The organism is Bradyrhizobium sp. HKCCYLRH2047, from assembly GCF_051168175.1.
In the GTDB taxonomy this organism is placed as follows: Bacteria; Pseudomonadota; Alphaproteobacteria; order Rhizobiales; family Xanthobacteraceae; genus Bradyrhizobium.
The window spans coordinates 202352-222196 of sequence record NZ_JBNPUM010000002.1; the positions used below are offsets into that span (position 1 = coordinate 202352).

A 19845-nucleotide genomic window follows, 5' to 3' on the forward strand; every position below is an offset into this window, starting at 1 on the left:
TTCTCCCGCGAACGCGGGAATCCACAACCCCAGGCGGATGTTAGCTTGCGAGACACGTTCAACTGAAGTGGACCCCACGCACGGGACCATGGATCGCCGAAAATGAAGGTGTGATCGCGCCTGCCTTGTCGTTCAAATCAAGCAGCTTCCTGCTGCTGCGTTTGGGCCTGCTGTGGGGATGTGGGCAACGCGTTTGCGTTGTCCAAGCGAAGCGGCATATCCACAGTCTGGGCCGCCTCGATCACATCCATGCCGGCGCGCCATGCCGCCATGGGAAACTGATTGTTCATCGCCTGGTGCGGGCGGCGATGATTATAAAAGGTCATCCATGAGCCGATGCCGTCTCGCGCTTCGCGCCCGTCAGCATAGGCTTTCAGATGCACTTCCTCATACTTGATCGAGCGCCACAATCGTTCGATGAAGATGTTGTCCATGAAACGGCCGCGTCCGTCGATCGAAATCGCCATGCCTGCAGCCTCCAGCCTGCCGGTGAAGGCTGAGCTGGTGAACTGCGCGCCCTGATCGGTGTTGAAGATCTTAGGCCGGCCGTGCCGCGCCATCGCCTCGTCGGGCGCAGCGATGCAAAAGCCCGCATCCATCGTGTTCGACAAGCGCCACGCCAGCACCGCCCGGGTGGCTCAGTCGATGATCGCCACCAGATACAGGAACCCCTGCGCCATCGGAATGTAGGTGATGTCGGCCGCCCAGACGTGATTGGGCTCGGTGATGCTGACGCCGCGCAGCAGATAGGGATGGATCTTGTGGCCGGAGACGGCCTTGCTGGTGCCGGGGCGCGGGACCAGCGCCAGTACCGTTAACGGACCGCCGGACAATGGTTGAAGTTTCCGATACAGGTGCTCTTTGAGTTTTCCTTCCAACCCTCTCCCTTTGAGGGGTTTCCAAGACATGTCTTGCAAGAAGTGGTCGACGTCGTGCCCTTGCAACCTAGGTTTTTGTAGCAAGTGCCCGCATGGACGGTCCAAGGAATGAAAACAATCGCGACTAGTGCGGCGGCGGTGCAGATATTTCTCATCGTTTTTTCCCATTTGAAGCGGTGATGGTCTCGATCGAGCCGATAAGCGAAGGGCTCGACCAGCATTTCGGTCGTCAAAGCGGGCACGACATTGGTAGCTACCAATGCTAACGCTGGAGACTTAAACCGACATCGGGGTCGCACCCCGTTTTCGCATTGGGAGAATCCCCCATGGGCCGCCCAGCTTCGCACGCGTGAACTTGCCGGACGCAGACGGGCATGGATCAAGGCGCCGGTGCGCCGTAAGGGTCGCCGAGCAGCCGCTGCGGATCGCCACCAGAAGGTCTTCCGTCATCTCCCGCTTGGCGACGTAGCCGTCGGTGCCGGATTCGAAAGCGCGGCGGACGTATTGCGGCGAATCATGCCTGTTCAATCCAGGTAGCGGCAGACGAACAAAGCGCGCGCGAACGTCTCTCACCAGATCCAAACCATTGCTATCGCCAAGGAACAGATCGACGATCCCTAGATCCGGTTTCGTGGCCGCGATGGCCACGAGCGCATCCCGTTGGATGGCCGCCAAGGCACATACGACAAGATCGGGCTCAGCATTGATCAGCGCGGTCAGCCTGCGCCGCATCAGGGGTGACTGTCCACAATGAGCAGACGCCGCTTGCGCCGTGCCGATCGCGCAGTCCGCTTTAGCACCATGGACCAGACCGCGTGTTCGGCCGTCGCGCTTGCCGGAAAGCGGCTTGGTCGAGAAGTCATCAGCGCCATGGCAGACGTGTATGACACTAACCGCGCACTTGGGCGAACTTTATGACTCAACCCAATCGGGCGATTGTAACCCATTGAGCCGCGCGTTGGGCGAGTTCAGCAGCCGATTCGATCGCCAGCTTATTCTTGATGTGCTCAAGATGGGATTCTACCGTTTTGACGCTGCGGTTCAGTAGACCAGCGATCTGCCGCGTGGTTCGGCCCTGACCAACGAGCCGAAATACCTGCAATTCGCGATCGCTCAGCGTGCGCACCGGCGAGGCGGCCTCGAGCGGTCGCGCGCCGACGCATCGTTCAGCCAGCCGCCGCTGCAGAGCCTCGCTCATGTAGGTCTCGCCTGCAAGCACCCGACGAATGGCAGCGATCACGGTCGATTCGAGCTGTTGTTTGGTGACATAGCCGAGGGCGCCGGCGCAAAGCGCGCGCTCGGCGAACACCTCTTCGTCGTACATCGAAAGCACCAGTGAGCGAACGCCGGGATGACGCGCCTTGATTTCCTTGACGAGGTCTAGGCCGTCCTCGTCGCCGAGAGCAAGGTCTACGATCACCAGATCAGGGCGACTGATCGCGATGGTCTTGAGCGCGGCCACGCGCGTACCGACCGCGCCGTGAACGGCGAGGCCATTTTCCGCCTCGATGAGGGCGATCAACCCGCGGCACAGCACGGGATGATCGTCGACGACAAGCAGCCTCTTCCGCACCGCGTCCGCGGCTTCAGCCAGGCAAGTGGGCATCGCCGATACTTTCCTGCCGTTCGTAATTCGATAACAGCGGAAACGCGCACGCAACCATGACGCCGCGACGGGCCTGCGGCTCCACAGTGAGAGAACCGCCGATCGCCCGCGCGCGGTAGTCCATGGTATAAAGCCCGATGCCGTCATGATCGCGCCATTTTTCGGGAAGCCCGACACCGTTATCCCGGATGCTCAATAGTCCCGAGCCTGCAGTGCACGCCAGACGGATCTCGATTTCGTCGGCTCGGCCGTGGCTGACCGCATTGCGGACGGCTTCTTGGGCGATGCGCACGAGGTGGCTCGTGGTTTCGCGGCCAAGATCGGGACAAGGGTTATCTTCCACAAACGCACAAAAGGCGCCATGAGCGGCGCTGACGTTGCGGGCGAGGCTCTCAAGGGAGCCGACAAGATCCGCGCTATTCAGACCGATCGAGCTGAGCCCACGAGCGAGGTCACGCGCCTCGCCGATGGTCTCGTTCAGCAATCGTACGAGTTCGGCCGCGGCCGCGGCGGGACCCGGTTGGCCACTCGCCGCCAAACTTCGCCACAGCGCCGCAGCTAGCGCCGCTAAGCCGGCGAGCGATTGGCAGAGCCCGTCGTGGAGTTCACGCCCGATGCGCTGCCTCTCGCGAGAGGCAATCGCAAGAATTTCACGTTCAAGAATTTCTTGTTGCCCAATATCGCGAGTTATGGCTTCGATCTGCTCCCGTTGCATCGAAGACCAGCCAGGTTTTCTCGTGACTAAGATACACCCTTAGGATGTATCAGCAGTATGATCGAGTCAACTTCAAAGATCGATTTAAACCGCATAACTTTATGTACATTAGAGGTACGCGCCGCACCGTTGTAATTGTCGATCGGCAGGGCGCCGATGAAGCTCATCGCGTCGACGGAGAGCACTGCGCCGCCATTCGTCGTCTTTCCCGACGCTAGCATGAGCCAGTGGACGCTGAGCCTTGCAGCTTCCATACGCATGAAATGTGGACGTGAGGTGAAGGTCTCACAGGCGTTGAATAGCGGGCAGCGGGTTTATCCTCATTCATGATTGATCGCCTCGGCAACTCTGTTGAGGCAATCTCATGACAGGCAAGATCAAACCAATCTCGATCTGTCTCGCGGGCGCCCGACCGCAAGGTACGACCGCCGTGCTTCCACATCAGTTGCGCGAAGCGAAATGCAACGACAGCGGTCGCCACGCTTCCATTAGACGTCCGTGTAGCAGCCAGTCCCCCGGCTTACGTCGGGTTTGGTGAAGTGCGTGCGTGCATTCACGACACCGATGTCTCCAAGGCCCCTGATCTGGATGTCGCCGCCGGAAATCTCGGTGACCGGCGACTTCCGGGCGACTTGCTGCAGGAAGCCGGCGCGGTGGAGGACGGGGATTACGGTGACGCTGCACCAAACAAAGCCCCCTCCGCCGCCCGCATCCCAGCTCTGCTAAAACTGCCCGTCGTGCCACTCTGCCGCACTCATTTCCCTTGCACCGTCGGGCAAATCACCCGCACATTTTCGGCCGTCCCGTGCTCATCGAAGAGGGGCGTTCGCGAGTCGTCACGAGCGTTGGGTGGGGGATGCGGTGGCCGGGTCGGAGTTGCAGCGCGCATTCGCGAGCGGACGAACAACTTCGATACGGACGGTGAAATCGCGTGGTCCTGGCCTCCCGACGCTGAGGTCAAGCTCGCTGGTGTGCGTCGCGCGCATCGCGGGTGATGGGGGCAACAAAGCCCGGTCCCCAGGGAGAGCGCGTATAAGCCGTAAGCCCATTGCGCAGGGAGGGCCGGGTGTGTTCGGCCAGACCTGTGGTACCTGCCGCCTGCATTTTCTTTCGCAGGCGGGCCACGGGCGCGGCCAGCGCCCGGCCTTCCCTGCGCCCTCGATTTCCGGAGAGGGCGGTGCTGCAGCAGAGCTCGGACGCAAATTGCGCCGCGAGGCCGATGACGCGCATCCGCGCGTGGCCTGTGGTCCCGAGGGGTCGCCGAAGATCATGTTGGGGGAATGATGCCCTGGTGCTGCCGGACAGGATTGAACTGTCGACCTCTCCCTTACCAAGGGAGTGCTCTACCACTGAGCTACGGCAGCAAACGGACTGGCGGGGACCGGCCCGAAGGGCGCGACCGAACGCGGGCGGTTCTTGCCACAAGGTCCCCGCCTGCGCAAGCGCGGCTCGCCCGGTTTTCCGGGAAAGACGTCAGCGTGATGCATGGAAATGGAGCGAAAGACCTCCGAATCGGCGCGAAATCGCCCGCTCGCGGCGGATTCTCGCGGTTGGCCGCTCAAGGTGCCCAACTGGCCGTCGCCGCGGCGGCAACTCCCCATCCGGGCAGGCGACGGCCGGCCGGGCGGAACCTACCGTCTGCGTCGCCAACGCCTCTTGGCTTTCGCATCTGCGGCCCCAATTGTGCCTCTGGTATGGGGTGACCGGGGGGAAGGGATGACGGATAAGACCGGGAAGGCGGCGCCGAAGGGCGCGCGCGAGGAGCGGCTGAAGCAGGCGCTGCGCGAGAACCTGAAGCGCCGCAAGGCACAGAGCCGCGCGCGCAGCCAGCCGGTGACGGCCGAGGAGCGCGGCCTGGACGAGGCCGCTGCCGGCGGTCCGGACGATTCGAAGCGTTGAGCAGATGGCAGGCGGGGTGGGCGTGATGGCAGCGGATGACGGGATGACGGCGGATGCGGCGGCACAACGGGCGGAGCTCGCGAAGACGCTGCCGCGCTTCGACCAGACGTTTCCGGAGCTGACGCCGCCGGAGATCGCGCGTCTGCGCGGCTTCGGCGAGATCCAGAGCTATCGTGACGGCGAGCTGCTGTTCGAGACCGGCAAGCCCGGCCCCGGCATGTTCGTGATTCTCAAAGGCCATGTCGCGATCACCCAGCGTGACGGTCTCGGTCACGTCACGCCGGTGATCGACCAGGGGCCAGGGCAGTTTCTGGCCGAGATCGCCCAGCTCTCCGGCCGCGTCGCGCTGGTCGACGGCCATGCCGAGGGCGACGTCGAGGTCATCCTGATTCGTCCCGAACGGCTGCGCGCGCTGTTGATCGCCGAGGCCGAGCTCGGTGAGCGCATCATGCGGGCGCTGATCCTGCGCCGTGTGAATCTCATTCAGGGCGGCGCCGGCGGCCCGGTCATGATCGGCCCGCCGCAATCGGCCGCGATCGCGCGGCTGCAAAGCTTCCTCACCCGCAACGGCTTTCCGCACCATCTGCTCGATCCCGCTGTCGATCACGACGCGGCCGACCTGATCGCGCGCTATTCGCCGACGCCGGCCGAGCTGCCGCTGGTGGTGGTGTCCGACGGCAGCGTGCTGCGCAATCCCAGCGAGACCGAGCTGGCGCGTGCCGTGGGGATGATCGGCGGTCCGCGCGGCGAGAAGGTCTACGACGTCGCGGTCGTCGGCTGCGGGCCGGCGGGCCTCGCCACCGCCGTGTATGGCGCGTCGGAGGGGCTGACGGTCGCGGTGCTGGATTCGCGCGCGTTCGGCGGCCAGGCCGGCGCCAGCGCGCGCATCGAGAACTATTTCGGCTTCCCGACCGGCATCACCGGCCTCGCGCTGACCGCGCGCGCCTTCAACCAGGCACAGAAGTTCGGCGCCGAGATCATGATCCCGGTGTCGGTCAATGCCCTCGACTGCGAGCGCAAGGCCGGCGCCTTCGTGCTGGCGCTCGAGGGCGGCGACGAGGTGCGGGCGCGCTCGGTCGTGGTCGCGAGCGGCGCGCGCTATCGCCGGCCTGATCTTGCCCGGCTCAAGGAGTTCGAAGGCAGGGGCGTGTGGTACTGGGCCTCGCCGATCGAGGCGCGGCTGTGCGCCGGGCAGGAGGTTGCGCTGGTCGGCGGCGGCAATTCCGCGGGGCAGGCCGCGGTGTTTCTGTCGGGTCACGTCAAGAAGGTGCGGATGATCATCCGCGGCGGCGGGCTCGCCGCGTCGATGTCGCGCTATCTCATCGAGCGCATCGAGGCGACGCCGAACATCGAGCTGTTGTTCAACACCGAGGTGGTCGCGCTCGATGGCGGGGCAGACACGGGGCTCGAACGCATCACCTTGAAGAGCCGGCTGTCCGGCGAAGAGACGCCGGCCGACATCAGCAATCTCTTTCTGTTCGTCGGCGCCGATCCCGCCACCGGCTGGCTCGACGGCTGCGGTATCACGCTCGATCGCGCCGGCTTCGTCGTCACCGGCGCGCAGTCGGAGCAGAATGCCGGGCGGATGGTGTCGCCGCTCGAGACCTCGGTGCCCGGGGTCTATGCGGTCGGCGACGTCCGCTCCGGCTCGGTCAAGCGCGTCGGCGGCGCCATCGGCGAGGGCGCCCAGGTCGTCGCCGCGCTGCACGGGTTTCTGGCCGATGCGCTGGTCCCGCCGGTCTGATTCGCGCCGGCAGCCCGCACCGCCGGGGGATGACTTTCCCGACGATGCGACCTGCCGTTGCGAACTCATCAAATCGCCGTAATGTCGGTCCTGTTGCGCCCATCTCACCCAATTTCCCGGCCAGCCAGCAGGACCAGCATGGATCGCATTCGCATCGTCGGCGGCAACCCGCTTCACGGCACCATCCCGATTTCGGGCGCGAAGAATGCCGCCCTGCCGCTGATGATCGCGGGTCTTCTGACGCCGGAGACGCTGATCCTGGACAACGTCCCGCGGCTGGCCGACGTCGCGCAACTGCAGCGCATTCTCGGCAATCACGGCGTGGACATCATGTCGGTCGGCAAGCGTCCCGGCGATGGCCAATACCAGGGTCAGACGCTGCAGATCTCCGCGGCCAACATCATCGACACCACCGCTCCTTACGAGCTGGTGTCGCGGATGCGCGCCAGCTTCTGGGTGATCGCGCCGCTGCTCGCGCGCATGCACGAGGCGCGGGTGTCGTTGCCCGGCGGCTGCGCCATCGGCACGCGGCCGGTCGATCTCCTGATCATGGCGCTGGAGCGGCTCGGGGCCAGCATTGACATCGACGCAGGCTATGTCGTCGCCAAGGCGCCGGGCGGCCTGCGCGGCGGGACGATCGATTTTCCCAAGGTCACCGTCGGCGGCACCCATGTCGCGGTCATGGCGGCCGCGCTCGCCAAGGGCACGACCGTCATCACCAACGCCGCCTGCGAGCCGGAGATCACCGATCTCGCCGAGTGTCTCAACAAGATGGGCGCGCGTATCTCTGGCGCCGGCACGCCCCGCATCGAGATCGAGGGCGTGGCGTCGCTGCATGGCGCGCGCCATACCGTGCTGCCCGACCGCATCGAGGCCGGCACCTATGCGATCGCGACCGCCATGACCGGTGGCGACGTCCGCCTTGCCGGCGCGCGGCCGGAGTTGCTGCAATCGGCGCTCGACGTGCTGACCGAGGCGGGCGCCGAGATCTCGAGCGATGCCGAGGGCATCCGCGTCGTCAGAAACGGCCACGGCATCCGCCCGGTGCAGGTGACGACCGCGCCGTTCCCCGGCTTCCCGACCGACCTGCAGGCCCAGCTGATGGCGCTGATGGTCTGCGCGCAGGGCGCCTCGGCGATCACCGAGACCATCTTCGAGAACCGTTTCATGCACGTGCAGGAACTCGCGCGGTTCGGCGCGCGTATCAGTCTCGACGGCGAGACCGCGCGGATCGAGGGCACCTCGAATCTGCGTGGCGCGCCCGTGATGGCGACCGACCTGCGCGCCTCGGTGTCGCTGGTGATTGCCGGCCTTGCTGCGGAAGGCGAAACCATGATCAATCGCGTCTACCATCTCGATCGCGGCTTCGAGCGGCTGGAGGACAAGCTCAAGGCCTGCGGCGCCACGATCGAGCGCATTCGCGAGTGAGGTTGAAGGGATGATGCCGTGACCGACCGGCTCAAACTGATCGCGCTCGACGCCGACGATCTCGCCGTCATCTCGGCCCATGTGCAGGACGCGCGGGTGCAGGCGGCGGATATCATCTGGCGCCAGGCCGAGAAGCGGCTGGTGATCGGCATGAACCGGCTCGACTGGGATCAGGCGCTGCATGGCGAGAGCGAGCCGCGCCGGCTGCTGGCAGCGCTGCGCTTCGACCGCGTGCTGGCCTGCAAGTCGCGCCGCATCGACCTAGCCGCGCCCGAGGCCGTGCTGGAGCTGATCGGCATCGAATTCTACGCCGGCGCCGAGCCGCCGGCCGGCAGCGCGCTGCTGCTGTTCTCCCACGGCGGCGCATTGCGGCTGGATGTCGAATGCCTGGAATGCGAGCTGACCGATCTTGGCGAGGACGACCTCGGCACCAGCGATATCGATGGCGTCCCGCCGCTGACCGGGTAGGCGCCTGTTCAAAGGGTTGACGGCCTCGCGCTGCCGCGCCATTGAGCAGGGGGTCGGGGGCAGCCACCCCTTCGGAAAGTGCCAGAGATGCCCATTCGCCTGTCCCGCGCCAGCACCGATTTCGACGCCCAGTTTCGGCAGTTTCTCGCCGCCAAGCGCGAGACCTCCGCCGACGTCGAAGCCGCCGCCCGCGCCATCGTGGACGACGTCGCCAGGCGCGGCGATGCGGCGCTGCTCGAGGCGACGCGCAAGTTCGACCGGCTCGAGCTGACCGCCGCGTCGCTGCGCGTGACGCCCGCCGAGATCGAGGCCGCGGTGAAGGCCTGCGACGCGGCTACCGTCGACGCGCTGAAATTCGCCCGTGACCGCATCGAGGCCTTTCACCTCAAGCAACTGCCGGCCGACCAGCGCTTCACCGACGCCGCCGGCGTCGAGCTCGGCTGGCGCTGGAGCGCGATCGAATCCGCCGGTCTCTACGTTCCCGGTGGCACCGCGGCCTATCCGTCCTCGGTGCTGATGAACGCCATTCCCGCCAAGGTCGCCGGCGTCGGGCGCCTCGTGATGGTGGTGCCGGCGCCGGACGGCAAGCTCAATCCGCTGGTGCTGGCGGCCGCCCATCTCGGCGGCGTGTCCGAGATCTACCGCGTCGGCGGCGCCCAGGCGGTGGCCGCGCTGGCGCATGGCACCGCGACGATCGCGCCGGTGGCGAAGATCGTCGGTCCGGGCAATGCCTATGTCGCCGCCGCCAAGCGGCTGGTGTTCGGCAAGGTCGGCATCGACATGATCGCCGGCCCCTCCGAGGTGCTGGTGATCGCCGACGACAGCGGCAATGCCGACTGGATCGCCGCCGACCTGCTCGCGCAGGCCGAGCACGACGCCAGCGCGCAGTCGATCCTGATCACCGACAGCCGCCGCCTGGCGGATGACGTCGCCCGCGCCGTCGAGGGCCAGCTCAAGACGCTTCCTCGCGCGGAGATCGCCGGCGCGTCCTGGGCCGATTTCGGCGCCATCATCGAGGTCGACCATCTCGACCAGGCCGTGCCGCTCGCCGACGCCATCGCCGCCGAGCATCTGGAGATCATGACCGCCGACGCGGACGCGTTCGCCGCGAGGGTTCGCAATGCCGGCGCCATCTTCCTCGGCGCGCACACGCCGGAGGCGATCGGCGACTATGTCGGCGGCTCCAATCACGTGCTGCCCACCGCGCGCTCGGCGCGGTTCTCCTCCGGTCTCGGCGTGCTCGACTTCATGAAGCGCACGTCGCTGTTGAAATGCGGCCCCGAGCAGTTGCGCGCGCTGGGACCAGCGGCGATGACTCTAGGCAAGGCCGAGGGTCTCGACGCCCATTCACGCTCCGTGGGAATACGCCTCAATCTGCCATGACCCAGCACCCGCCAGGCGACGACCGGACCAATCGCATCGTGGCGGTGACGCTCGACGAGGAGTCGATCGGCCGCTCCGGTCCGGACATCGAGCATGAGCGGGCGATCGCGATCTACGACCTCGTCGAGGAGAATTTGTTCGCGCCCGAGGGCGCCGACGGCACCGGCCCCTTCACTTTGCATCTCGGCATCACCGCCAACCGGCTGATGTTCGACATCCGCAGGGAGGACGGCACGCCGGTGGTGACGCACCTGTTGTCGCTGTCGCCGTTCCGGCGGATCGTGAAGGACTACTTCATGATCTGCGACAGCTACTACCAGGCGATCCGCACTGCGACGCCCGACAAGATCGAGGCCATCGACATGGGCCGCCGCGGCATCCATGACGAGGGCTCGCGCACCCTGCAGGAGCGGCTCAAGGGCAAGGTGCGGGTCGACTTCGAGACCTCGCGCCGGCTGTTCACTTTGATCACGGTGCTGCACTGGAAGGGCGAGGGCCAGTGATGCCGCCGGCCGCGATGCGCGCCTCCCAGCTTTCGGCCAAGGGCGCGTAGGCGCATGGCCGAGGGGCCGCCGCGCGCGCGCCAGCCGCAGGCGGTGCTGTTCGCCTGCGGCCAGAACAGCGTGCGCTCGCCGATGGCCGAGAGCCTGCTGCGCCAGATGTTTCCGCAGGCGCTGTACGTCCGCTCCGCCGGGGTCAAGAAGGGCGAGCTCGACCCATTCGCGGTGTCGGTGATGGCCGAGCTCGGCCAGGACATCTCGCAGCACAAGCCCACCACCTTCGAGGAGCTCGAGGACTGGGAGGGCCTGAACTTCGACCTCATCATCACCCTCTCGCCCGAGGCGCATCACAAGGCGCTGGAGCTGACCCGCACCATCGCCGCCGACGTCGAATATTGGCCGACGCCGGACCCGACCGGCGCCGACGGCAACCGCGAGCAGAAGCTGTCAGCCTATCGCGAGGTCTGCGACGGGCTGTTCACGCGGATCCGCAAGCGCTTCGGCAAGCCCGGGCCCGCCGGTCTGTAGGTTTTCGGTTCCCGAGCCGGTGTCATCGAACCGAAATACCAACGTCGTCCCCCGCTCAAATTCGCGCCGTAGAGCAGGCCTGTCGCAGCCTTGTCGCAGCCTTCGGGTTGTGGAATGACAGCCCTTCCGATAGGTTCCGCGCGCCCGCCCCGCCGCTTCCGAATCCCTCAGCGAAATCAGCATGCTCGGCCGTCCCAAAATCGTTCTTGCATCCGGTTCGCCGCGGCGTCTGGCGCTGCTCAACCAGGCCGGCATCGAGCCCGACGCGCTGCGCCCCGCCGACGTCGACGAGACGCCGAAGCGCGGCGAGCTGCCGCGCGCCTGCGCCAACCGCCTCGCCCGCGCCAAGGCCGATGCGGCGCTGAAATCGGTCCAGCTCGACGACGAGCTGCGCGGCGCGTTCATCATCTCCGCCGATACCGTGGTCGCCGTCGGCCGCCGCATCCTGCCCAAGGCCAACCTGGTCGACGAGGCCTCGCAGTGCCTGCGGCTGCTGTCGGGCCGCAACCATCGCGTCTACACCGCGATCACCCTGGTGACGCCGAAGGAGGCGTTCCGCCAGCGCCTGGTCGAGACCCGCGTCCGCTTCAAGCGGCTCAGCGAGGACGACATCCAGGCCTATATCGGCTCCGGCGAATGGCGGGGGAAGGCCGGCGGCTACGCCGTCCAGGGCATCGCCGGCTCGTTCGTGGTGAAGATGGTCGGCTCCTACACCAATGTCGTCGGCCTGCCGCTGTACGAGACCACGACGCTGCTCGCCGGCGAGGGCTTCCCGATCCGCTTCGGCTGGCTGAACACGGTCGGCGTCTGACGCGAACGAGGGGATGCATCGGTCGCCGCGCGCGCCTAGATAGCGGCCATGCCCGACGAATCGACCAGCCCGAAGACCGCCACCCCGGCCAAGCCCGTCCGCCGCTGCCCGATCTGCAACCGGCCGGCCGCCGAAGGCTCGCGCCCGTTCTGCTCGCCCCGCTGCCGCGACGTCGACCTGCATCGCTGGCTGAGCGGCTCCTATGTCATTCCGGCCACTGAGGGCGACGAGGACGACGTCGAATAGATCAATATTCTCATGCTGTTGCGGCGGCGGTGCCGGGCGGCATCGGCGCGCACTCCGCGTGGCTGCGCAACCGCAAAAGGAATGTGAAAACTTCGCCTCAGGGCGGTAGACAGCGCCGCCTGCTCTGACTATAACCCGCCGGCTCGCCGGGCTTTTCTGCCCTTCACGAGACCTGCCCAGGTAGCTCAGTTGGTAGAGCATGCGACTGAAAATCGCAGTGTCGGTGGTTCGATTCCGCCCCTGGGCACCACGCTTCGCCCTTCGGGCTACGCGTGGCGCAGCCGCGCAGTAGTCCGCAGGGCGAAGCGTGCCCGGCGTAGCGCCTTCGCGAAGCCGGGCGTTTGAGCCCCCAGCTCTTGCTTGAGCCCCCCGCTCTCTGATCTCCGATCAACCCTGTCAAACAGCCCGCTACTCGCCGCAGCCGTAGCTCGCGCCCATGCCGCCGCGATCTCGCGGCCAAATCAGCCCGAGCTCTGCTGCAGTTGGCGTCCTCTTGAAAAGAGAGGGCGCAGGGAAGGCCGAGTGCCGACTGGCACCCATGGCCCCCGTGCGAAAGAAGTGCACGGGGCAGGAACCACAGGCTCAGCCGGAATCAACCCGGCCTTCCCTGCGCAATGGGTTTACGGCTGCTCCGTGCTCTCCCAGGGGACCGGGCTTGCTTGCCCCCGTCATCGGGATGTCGCCGACCAAGACACCAGCGTCGGGGTGTCGGGACCACACGGCTTGACCGTCCACGGCGCGACGTTCGTCCGCACCCCCAAGGAGATGCTGCGTCGCCCCGCGGCCACCGCTCCCCGCCCGCAACGTCCCGTGACGATCGCGATACGCCCCTCTCAGTGCGGGCGGGATGGCGGGATAAAACCACTGATTTGGGGGCTGTGTCAACAAATTTTCTGGTATTCAGAATTCACGAATGAGCCTTTGCGTTGTTACTCCGATGCCAAGAGAAAGCGCGGTTTCACCCAGTTGGAGTGCTTCTTGGATCTAAGCGACGTGACGCTGGTGAACATCTGCCGGACGACCAGTGGCCGACACGCGTTGATCGGGTCAGGAAGCCTTCCGTTGGTGAAGGCCAGGATCGGTACCGACGACCGTAGCCGCTCAAGTTCTGCAGGCTCAGCGGGGCCGCAACGATATTCGGATCGAGTCGCATTGCTGCGGCGCATCCTACGAGGTTGACGATCTGGGCCGTAAAGATTTTCGCGGGAAGTTGTAAGGAAGCTTATTCGGTCTGGACACGCGAGCGCGCGGTACATAGTTTCTGCATAGATCGACGCAATCAGAGGTTTATTTGTGCGTTACATCATTGCCATTTCTGGACCGGTTGCGGTCGGAAAGTCGGCTTTGGCCGACGAACTACTCAAAAGGTTTAGCTCCTATCGGATTTCGACTCGACAGTTGTTGATCGACGCCGGTTGCCTAAACGAGCGTGACGCTTTGATCCAAGCCGGCAAGCGACTGGATATTGAGACCGGTGGTAGATGGGTCCGGGACGGCATCGCGCGGTACATGACCGAGCATGCGGGCAATGACGTGATCCTCATCGATGCAGTGAGGACTGCGCCGCAAATCGCGTTTCTTCGCGAAACCTACGGCGAGCGGCTCGTCCACGTCCATGTCAAGGCGCCGTTTGATGTGATCAAGAACCGCTACGAGGAGCGCGGGTCGGTCGCCGATACCGGCATAACCTACGATCAAGTCAGGGCCGATCCCACCGAGGCCGGTGTCTGGTTGCTGGACAATAAGGCCGATCGGGTCGTTGTGAACCACAACAGAGAGCCTTCCTCGTTGTTGGCTCTGGCCGTGGCTGGGTTGGGCCTTTTTCCGCTGGAGCCGACCCCGAGTGTGGACGTGATCGTCGGCGGGCAATACGGCAGCGAGGGTAAGGGTCATGTCTGCGCGCATCTGGCCCCGGGCTACGACGTGCTAGTGCGTGTTGGCGGGCCGAACGCCGGACATCGCGTGGCCTACCCGCCCTATGACTACATCCAGCTTCCTTCGGGCACGCAGTCGAATGTCAACGCCAAGATCCTCATCGGACCCGGCGCGACCATCAGGCCGTCGCAGATGATGAAGGAAATACGAGAATGTGCCCTGGAACGCGCGGCCCGACTCGTCATCGACGAGCAGGCGATGATCATCGAGGACGCCGACGCCGAGATCGAGGCCGGCCCACTGGAATCGATCGGATCGACCAAGCAGGGTGTTGGAGTGGCGACCGCGCGCAAAATCTTGAACCGCGGCGACCAGCCAATATTCGGCGCGAAGGTGCGGCTCGCGCGGCATCATCCTGATTTGAAGCCCTATATCGGGTCCACGGCGCGCCATCTCGAAGACGCTTACTCGGCGGGTCTGAAGATTATGCTCGAAGGCACGCAGGGAACGGGGCTGAGCATCCATCACGGCAGCTATCCGCACGTCACCTCGCGCGAGACGACCGCGGCCGGCTGTCTGGCGGATGCAGGTATCTCGCCGAGGCGGGTCCGCAAGATCGTCATGCTGACCAGGACTTATCCGATCCGAGTCGGCGGCACCTCCGGACCGATGGGCAAAGTGATTGATGCCCAGACCATCGCGGATCGAGCGGGGCTGCCGGTGTCGCAGATCGAAAAGACCGAGGTCGGAACCGTGTCCGGCAAAAAGCGGAGAATGGCCGAATTCGATTGGGAGCAACTGAGGCGCTCGGCCTCGCTCAACGGCGCAACCGACATCGCGCTGAGCTTCTCGGACTACATCACCGCCGAAAACCAGAATGCGACGCGCTACGACCAGTTGTCGGTTGAGACGCATGCTTTCATCGCCGAGGTCGAGAGGGTCGCCAACGCGCCGGTCACGTTGATATCGACCAAGTTCGACCGCTTCGGCGTCATCGATCGAAGGAATTGGCGGTGAAGGAAGAAGATTTGTTGAGGAACTATCCGCGCCTCTACCACATGGCGGAGGACGCGAGTTGGGAGTCGATCGTCGAGCATGGCCTTCTTTCGACGACCGAGCTGCTCGATCTGTACGAATTCGAGGGCGAGGAACGGCGGAAGCTGGAATCCGAACGCAGGCCGGAATCGGTGAAGATTTCTCGGGAGGGTTTGCCCGCGGCTGTAGTGCGCGACCAGAAGCCGATGACGCGCTCCGCCCTGGAGAAGTGCCTGAAAGACGGTACGACGCCCGAAGAGTGGTTCGAAGCCTTGAATGCGCGCGTGTTCTTCTGGCTGTCTAGGGATAGGCTTCAAGGACTTCTCGGTGCGCGGGCCTATCGAGACAAGCCGCAGACTGTGATCACCCTGAATACGGCGAGTCTGGTCGGCGTCCATCGCGATATCATTGCGCTCAGCCCGATTAACAGCGGCGCCACGATCTACAATCCCGTACCGAGGGGACGCAGCACCTTCATGCCTATCGCCGACTTTCCGTTCGACGATCGCCGCAAGATCAAGAAGAAGGCACTTAAGGATGCCGTGGTGGAGCTGACGGTCTTGGGCGGCGTGCCCGATATCGAAAGGCACGCGCTCGCGGTTCATCGGGTGTGCAAAGGCGTCAAAACCGAGCTTTGGCGCCGTAAAGGCGCCGATCCTTCCGAGGGACCCTAGGCGGTCTATAGCGCCGAACTCTCACTCAGACGCGCAGGGCGCTGGTGCTTGCGGAGGAGGTCGGCAACGTGACTCGTCAATCCGACCTCGCCGCGGATACGGACGCCGACACCCGACGGCAGTCGGTGCAGCAGGCTGCGCAACTCTTCCAGGCCGCTCGAAACATCGAACGTCTCCCAACGTTCCGCCTCGCCCGGAACGAGAGTCGACGCAGCGCTGTCGGTGGCGCCCTTGTGGAGTTGCACAATCCAGACGCGCTTGCCGTCGTGGACCCACTCGAATCGGACAGGCCCGAGCCGCTCCGTTATCCGGTGATAGATCGCCTCGACGTCTTTCACGACATCCCTCGGCAGGCGTTCCGGCACCTTTTGGCCGAGCATGAAGCGATCGCCCTCGCCGGCGGCACCCTCTATGACGATCTCACCGCGTGCGTCCGTGATGGCCGCGCCCGCAAACGAGGCAGGTACTGCGGCTTGAGAGAGGACTGCCGAGATGGCTTCGCCCGTCGGATCTTCGGCGTTCAGTAGACGGAACGGATCCAGCCACCCCTTGCGCGTGGTGAACCTGCCGGGCTCCTGCTCTCGGGGGCACGTGCGCGTCCACACTTCTTTGGAAGACGTCGTCTCGCCGAACGTGAAAGGAGCTATGCGCCGTGTGATGCAGGTTGTACGGGGAACGGGCAGGCCAACTACGTGAGCGATCAACAGACCGAAAGTCTTGTCGCCGATCAGCCGGCTAAAGCGGTTCGGCCATTTGACAGCCGCCCTAGCCGGGGCGCTGTTCGAGCCTTCATATTCCCACATCAAGGTGTGGGTTCGCCGCCAGCCGCGCGGCTTGGGGTGGACGCTGAATTCGAGCCGTCCACGACCGGCATCAACCGTTTCGACAGGAATTCCGTACACACGCTCGATGAACGCGAGAGCCCACTCCAGTGGAAGAGACGCGGTGCCACCCTTCTCCACGCAGCGCGGCGTGTCGTCAGGTGCAAACTCGGCCACTCCGCCCTGGATGACGCCGGAAACGCCGCCGTCGGAGACGTCAACGGTCTCGTTAGCGATGACGAATAGACCCTCAGCCGACATGCTTCGGACCAGTGCCTCAATCTGTGCGAGATCGGAGAGGCCGTAGTGGAAGTCGCGGCTTCTCGGACTGTCGGGTGTGAAGCTTCGAAGATTTATCGTCCCTTCGGGACTGTGCTCAATCAGCCCGCGAATTGCGTCCGACAGCGACGGGAACTTATGGTTAGGGTCGAACCCGGTGACTCGGCAGAATTCCTGCCGCGGCCGCTGCGCGTCAGGGGAAAAGCTCACGAACTGCGCGACATTTCCAACCCGCGCGAGCTCGTCCAACGATATGTCCTTACGCAATGACATCAAATCCCGCCCCTGTTACGCGTCCCGTCCAGACGTAAAGACGTAAACAGCGGCCTCCTCCAGCCGACCTCGGGAAATATCACCACCTTTCACCGAACTCACCGGGACTGGGATTGCCCCTTGACAATCCTCTACTGCCAGAGCGCCTCGAAACGCTCGAGCCACATCCTCTTGGCGATCTCCGGTGGCAGATGTCGGACCACAATGGGAGCCGGAGTGATCGACAATTCGCTGAGCCAGCCATCGGTCCCGGCCGGCATGATCTGCCGTTGTTCGGCAGCCAGCACCCTCAGGTCGGCCTCCTTGATCTGCGGCGGAAGAGGAGAGGTTACACCGAACCGCTTCAAGATTGCATCCTGGACGCCGGCTTCGATCCGCTTGAAGTCAGGAAGCATCTGTTTCAGCGGCCGCGTTATGTCGCCAATAAAAGCCTCGGCGGCATCGTGGAGGAGCGCTTCAAATTCGCATCCTTCGGCGACGTCGCTGACCAGGAGGCTGTGCTCGGCGACCGAGTAAAATCGGCTGCATTGACCCGAGTACCGGCAGATGTGAGCGAGGCCGTGGGCGATGTCTTCGACCGTGAAGTCGCTAGTGTGTGGCGATGCGAAGTCGAACCACGCGCCACTATGGAGCCTGATCGACGGTCCCACCTCGACCTTGACTGCGACCATCACGCTGTTCTTCCAAGACATCGATCTCACCAATATAAGTCAGCGCGCGAGATGGCGCCATTGGTCGGATCTTGCACGGTTTATGTTGCAAATAAAACAAAAATGAAGCAGATATTCGCTATTATCCTCTTCTCAGAACGCTGTCATGCCCCGAGGAACGGTCGGTCACCCCGCGGTCGCGCGGTTGCGAGAGCTTGCGGACGAGCGCTCTTGGAGCAAGCGTGAGCTGGCTAGGCGCCTTGGCTTAAATCATTCCCTCGTCACAAGGGCGCTTGCCGGTCATCCCGTAACGCAGACCAACGCCAGTCTAATCGAGCAAGGACTTGATCGCCTGCGGCATGGCGAAAGGCCGAAGATCGATGTTTCATTTGCAACAGAATTGTTGCTTTTGATGCAGCGAGCTTTGAGAGCCTATGAATTGTCGCAAGATACCAAGAAGCGCAGTCGAAAGCCCTGACGCTGGATGCCTTTCTTGCCAGGGATTGCGGTGACGCTCCACTAACGCCGAGGCATCCGGCATACCGAGGCCCACCTCCGCGAACAAGCCGGCCGGTACTCAGGAGCCGAAATAGCGGCTTGATGTTGATGTGACCTCTCTCACAGCCCGCCACGTGATCGGGCGTCAACGTCGTCCCACCTGGTCCTGGCACGTCGAACAAGGAGATGATGACATGCGCTGGAGTGACTCAGCCAAGGGATTTGCGGTCGTCGTGGTGGTGACCGTCGCCGGAGTTCTATCCACGACCTATGTCGACCACCGATTTGCCGCGCTTGAAGCATCCACGGACGCGACAACGAGTCCGTCCCCGGCATCCGCCGCTTGCGTCGGCGAAGATGGCCGCTGGCACAATTGGCCGTGGGCGAACGTGCCGATGCTCTCGCCGGCGTGCCGGCAAGATCGATAGCGCGTCGGGCGGATGGAGCGTCATCCGCCATGCGGGGATCATCGATGACGGCGTTGGATCGTCGGCCGCGAGCTCGACGAGCAGCTCCTCGGCGATCCAGCGGGTTCACGGCAGGAACAAGCGTCCTCCCGGAATGAGCGGCGACCGTTGGCAAGCAACGCAAGCCGGCGGCGGATGACGCTTCGCTCATCCGCCCTACGAATTACGCTGACGATTGCCGACTCGACGTTTCAGGCATCCCACGGCCGCCGCGAATCCGGCTTTGACTCCAGGTTGCCGAAGTGATCATCTTCTCCGCTGACGGGAGAAGCGGGGCTCCAGCCAATCACACGCACCCAGGGAGGCGATGATGAACGGCAACAACAACAAGCTCGTGGCGGAGGCGATCGGGACGTTCTGGCTCACCTTCGGCGGTTGCGGCAGTGCGGTGATCGCGGCCGGGGTGCCTGATGTCGGGATCGGGATGCTCGGCGTGGCGCTGGCGTTCGGGCTCACCGTGGTGACGATGGCCTATGCGATCGGGCACATCTCGGGCTGTCATCTCAATCCGGCCGTGACGGTGGGGCTGGCGTGCGGCGGGCGGTTCCCGAGCAGCCTGATCGTGCCCTACGTCATCGCGCAGGTGGTCGGCGCGATCGTCGGTGCGGCCGTGCTGTATGCGATCGCCAGCGGCGCGCCGGACTTCAGCATGGCCGGCGGCTTTGCCGCCAACGGCTATGCGGAGCATTCGCCCGGCAGATATGGGCTGGGGGCCTGCCTGCTCAGCGAGGTCGTGCTGACGATGATGTTCCTGTTCGTCATCATGGGCGCGACCCATGGCAAGGCGCCGGCCGGATTTGCGCCGCTGGCGATCGGGCTCGCGCTGACGCTCATTCATCTCATCAGCATCCACGTCACCAACACCTCGGTGAACCCGGCGCGCAGCACCGGGCCGGCGCTGTTCGTCGGCGGCTGGGCGCTGGCGCAGCTCTGGCTGTTCTGGGTGGCGCCGCTGCTCGGTGGCGCGGCCGGCGGCTTCATCTATCGTTGGCTGAGCCCGGAGCCGGCCGGCGAGGTGACGGGCGAGCGCGCCGGGCAGGGCGTGGTCGCGAAGAGCGCCTAGCGAG

The 19845-nt window shown here is 64.7% G+C and carries 17 protein-coding genes, 2 tRNA genes and 1 pseudogene; 13 read left to right on the forward strand and 7 right to left on the reverse strand.

Annotation, left to right across the window (positions count from 1 at the left end):
* Nucleotides 1-245: 245 nt before the first annotated feature.
* The 5 genes and pseudogenes from ACQR1D_RS04515 to ACQR1D_RS04535 all read right to left on the reverse strand — a co-directional run.
* Nucleotides 246-806, reverse strand: a pseudogene (locus ACQR1D_RS04515) (IS3 family transposase); the annotation flags it as partial.
* A gap of 348 nt (nucleotides 807-1154) precedes the next feature.
* Nucleotides 1155-1610 carry a response regulator gene (locus ACQR1D_RS04520; protein ID WP_434887453.1) on the reverse strand — a complete coding sequence of 152 codons (456 nt, stop codon included), beginning with the start codon at nucleotides 1608-1610 and terminating at the stop codon, nucleotides 1155-1157.
* A 187-nt stretch (nucleotides 1611-1797) separates the two neighbouring features.
* Nucleotides 1798-2484, reverse strand: coding sequence for a response regulator transcription factor (locus ACQR1D_RS04525; RefSeq protein WP_315801493.1), 687 nt, complete (start codon nucleotides 2482-2484; stop codon nucleotides 1798-1800).
* Entirely contained in the window at nucleotides 2465-3199 is a 735-nt protein-coding gene (locus ACQR1D_RS04530; protein WP_315717875.1) for a sensor histidine kinase, read from the reverse strand. The genes ACQR1D_RS04525 and ACQR1D_RS04530 overlap by 20 nt, the downstream gene beginning before the upstream one ends.
* Nucleotides 3200-4488: 1289 nt before the next feature.
* Nucleotides 4489-4563, reverse strand: a tRNA-Thr gene (locus ACQR1D_RS04535).
* A 352-nt stretch (nucleotides 4564-4915) separates the two neighbouring features.
* Here ACQR1D_RS04535 and ACQR1D_RS04540 point away from each other — a divergent pair.
* From ACQR1D_RS04540 to ACQR1D_RS04595, 12 genes are all read left to right on the forward strand, one after another.
* Nucleotides 4916-5098 carry a hypothetical protein gene (locus ACQR1D_RS04540; protein ID WP_316218918.1) on the forward strand — a complete coding sequence of 61 codons (183 nt, stop codon included), beginning with the start codon at nucleotides 4916-4918 and terminating at the stop codon, nucleotides 5096-5098.
* A gap of 25 nt (nucleotides 5099-5123) precedes the next feature.
* Nucleotides 5124-6842, forward strand: coding sequence for an FAD-dependent oxidoreductase (locus tag ACQR1D_RS04545; RefSeq protein WP_434887503.1), 1719 nt, complete (start codon nucleotides 5124-5126; stop codon nucleotides 6840-6842).
* A gap of 138 nt (nucleotides 6843-6980) precedes the next feature.
* Nucleotides 6981-8270, forward strand: coding sequence for a UDP-N-acetylglucosamine 1-carboxyvinyltransferase (gene murA / locus ACQR1D_RS04550; protein ID WP_316182250.1), 1290 nt, complete (start codon nucleotides 6981-6983; stop codon nucleotides 8268-8270).
* A gap of 18 nt (nucleotides 8271-8288) precedes the next feature.
* On the forward strand, nucleotides 8289-8738 hold the full coding sequence (locus tag ACQR1D_RS04555) for a DUF2948 family protein (protein WP_316218920.1): 450 nt from the start codon (nucleotides 8289-8291) through the stop codon (nucleotides 8736-8738).
* An 87-nt stretch (nucleotides 8739-8825) separates the two neighbouring features.
* Nucleotides 8826-10121, forward strand: a complete 1296-nt coding sequence (gene hisD / locus ACQR1D_RS04560) for a histidinol dehydrogenase (protein WP_316218921.1) — start codon at nucleotides 8826-8828, stop codon at nucleotides 10119-10121.
* Nucleotides 10118-10624, forward strand: coding sequence for a UPF0262 family protein (locus tag ACQR1D_RS04565; RefSeq protein WP_006613054.1), 507 nt, complete (start codon nucleotides 10118-10120; stop codon nucleotides 10622-10624). Before hisD ends, ACQR1D_RS04565 begins: the two co-directional genes overlap by 4 nt.
* A gap of 54 nt (nucleotides 10625-10678) precedes the next feature.
* The gene (locus tag ACQR1D_RS04570; RefSeq protein WP_316182256.1) at nucleotides 10679-11149 is read left to right on the forward strand and encodes a low molecular weight phosphatase family protein; all 471 of its coding nucleotides are present in this window, start codon (nucleotides 10679-10681) and stop codon (nucleotides 11147-11149) included.
* A gap of 181 nt (nucleotides 11150-11330) precedes the next feature.
* Nucleotides 11331-11960 (forward strand): Maf-like protein, encoded by a 630-nt coding sequence (locus ACQR1D_RS04575; RefSeq protein WP_006613056.1) that lies wholly within the window; start codon nucleotides 11331-11333, stop codon nucleotides 11958-11960.
* A gap of 48 nt (nucleotides 11961-12008) precedes the next feature.
* Entirely contained in the window at nucleotides 12009-12206 is a 198-nt protein-coding gene (yacG, locus tag ACQR1D_RS04580; protein ID WP_315801484.1) for a DNA gyrase inhibitor YacG, read from the forward strand.
* Nucleotides 12207-12380: 174 nt separating this feature from the next.
* Nucleotides 12381-12456 (forward strand) — tRNA-Phe (locus ACQR1D_RS04585).
* A gap of 1043 nt (nucleotides 12457-13499) precedes the next feature.
* The gene (locus tag ACQR1D_RS04590; protein ID WP_434893790.1) at nucleotides 13500-15098 is read left to right on the forward strand and encodes an adenylosuccinate synthetase; all 1599 of its coding nucleotides are present in this window, start codon (nucleotides 13500-13502) and stop codon (nucleotides 15096-15098) included.
* The gene (locus tag ACQR1D_RS04595) at nucleotides 15095-15790 is read left to right on the forward strand and encodes a DUF7002 family protein (RefSeq protein ID WP_434893789.1); all 696 of its coding nucleotides are present in this window, start codon (nucleotides 15095-15097) and stop codon (nucleotides 15788-15790) included. Before ACQR1D_RS04590 ends, ACQR1D_RS04595 begins: the two co-directional genes overlap by 4 nt.
* 5 nt (nucleotides 15791-15795) lie before the next feature.
* On the opposite strand, the gene ACQR1D_RS04600 is transcribed toward ACQR1D_RS04595, so the two are convergent.
* Together ACQR1D_RS04600 and ACQR1D_RS04605 are read right to left on the reverse strand one after the other, a co-directional pair.
* Nucleotides 15796-17139: a hypothetical protein gene (locus ACQR1D_RS04600; protein WP_434893788.1), complete on the reverse strand. Its 1344-nt coding sequence runs from the start codon at nucleotides 17137-17139 to the stop codon at nucleotides 15796-15798.
* 155 nt (nucleotides 17140-17294) lie between these two features.
* The gene (locus ACQR1D_RS04605) at nucleotides 17295-17855 is read right to left on the reverse strand and encodes a hypothetical protein (protein WP_434893787.1); all 561 of its coding nucleotides are present in this window, start codon (nucleotides 17853-17855) and stop codon (nucleotides 17295-17297) included.
* A gap of 1233 nt (nucleotides 17856-19088) precedes the next feature.
* Between ACQR1D_RS04605 and aqpZ the strand changes: the two genes are divergently transcribed.
* Complete coding sequence (gene aqpZ / locus ACQR1D_RS04610; protein ID WP_434847104.1) at nucleotides 19089-19841, forward strand: aquaporin Z; 753 nt, start codon at nucleotides 19089-19091, stop codon at nucleotides 19839-19841.
* Nucleotides 19842-19845 lie beyond the last annotated feature (4 nt).

Bases quoted from the DNA above. Each gene is read 5' to 3' on its own strand.
- murA (WP_316182250.1), top strand. From the start codon at position 6,981: ATGGATCGCATTCGCATCGTCGGCGGCAACCCGCTTCACGGCACCATC.
- hisD (WP_316218921.1), top strand. From the start codon at position 8,826: ATGCCCATTCGCCTGTCCCGCGCCAGCACCGATTTCGACGCCCAGTTT.
- ACQR1D_RS04545 (WP_434887503.1), top strand. From the start codon at position 5,124: ATGGCAGCGGATGACGGGATGACGGCGGATGCGGCGGCACAACGGGCG.
- ACQR1D_RS04540 (WP_316218918.1), top strand. From the start codon at position 4,916: ATGACGGATAAGACCGGGAAGGCGGCGCCGAAGGGCGCGCGCGAGGAG.
- ACQR1D_RS04525 (WP_315801493.1), bottom strand. From the start codon at position 2,484: ATGCCCACTTGCCTGGCTGAAGCCGCGGACGCGGTGCGGAAGAGGCTG.
- ACQR1D_RS04575 (WP_006613056.1), top strand. From the start codon at position 11,331: ATGCTCGGCCGTCCCAAAATCGTTCTTGCATCCGGTTCGCCGCGGCGT.
- ACQR1D_RS04520 (WP_434887453.1), bottom strand. From the start codon at position 1,610: ATGCGGCGCAGGCTGACCGCGCTGATCAATGCTGAGCCCGATCTTGTC.
- ACQR1D_RS04565 (WP_006613054.1), top strand. From the start codon at position 10,118: ATGACCCAGCACCCGCCAGGCGACGACCGGACCAATCGCATCGTGGCG.
- ACQR1D_RS04570 (WP_316182256.1), top strand. From the start codon at position 10,679: ATGGCCGAGGGGCCGCCGCGCGCGCGCCAGCCGCAGGCGGTGCTGTTC.
- ACQR1D_RS04530 (WP_315717875.1), bottom strand. From the start codon at position 3,199: ATGCAACGGGAGCAGATCGAAGCCATAACTCGCGATATTGGGCAACAA.
- yacG (WP_315801484.1), top strand. From the start codon at position 12,009: ATGCCCGACGAATCGACCAGCCCGAAGACCGCCACCCCGGCCAAGCCC.
- ACQR1D_RS04605 (WP_434893787.1), bottom strand. From the start codon at position 17,855: ATGTCTTGGAAGAACAGCGTGATGGTCGCAGTCAAGGTCGAGGTGGGA.
- aqpZ (WP_434847104.1), top strand. From the start codon at position 19,089: ATGAACGGCAACAACAACAAGCTCGTGGCGGAGGCGATCGGGACGTTC.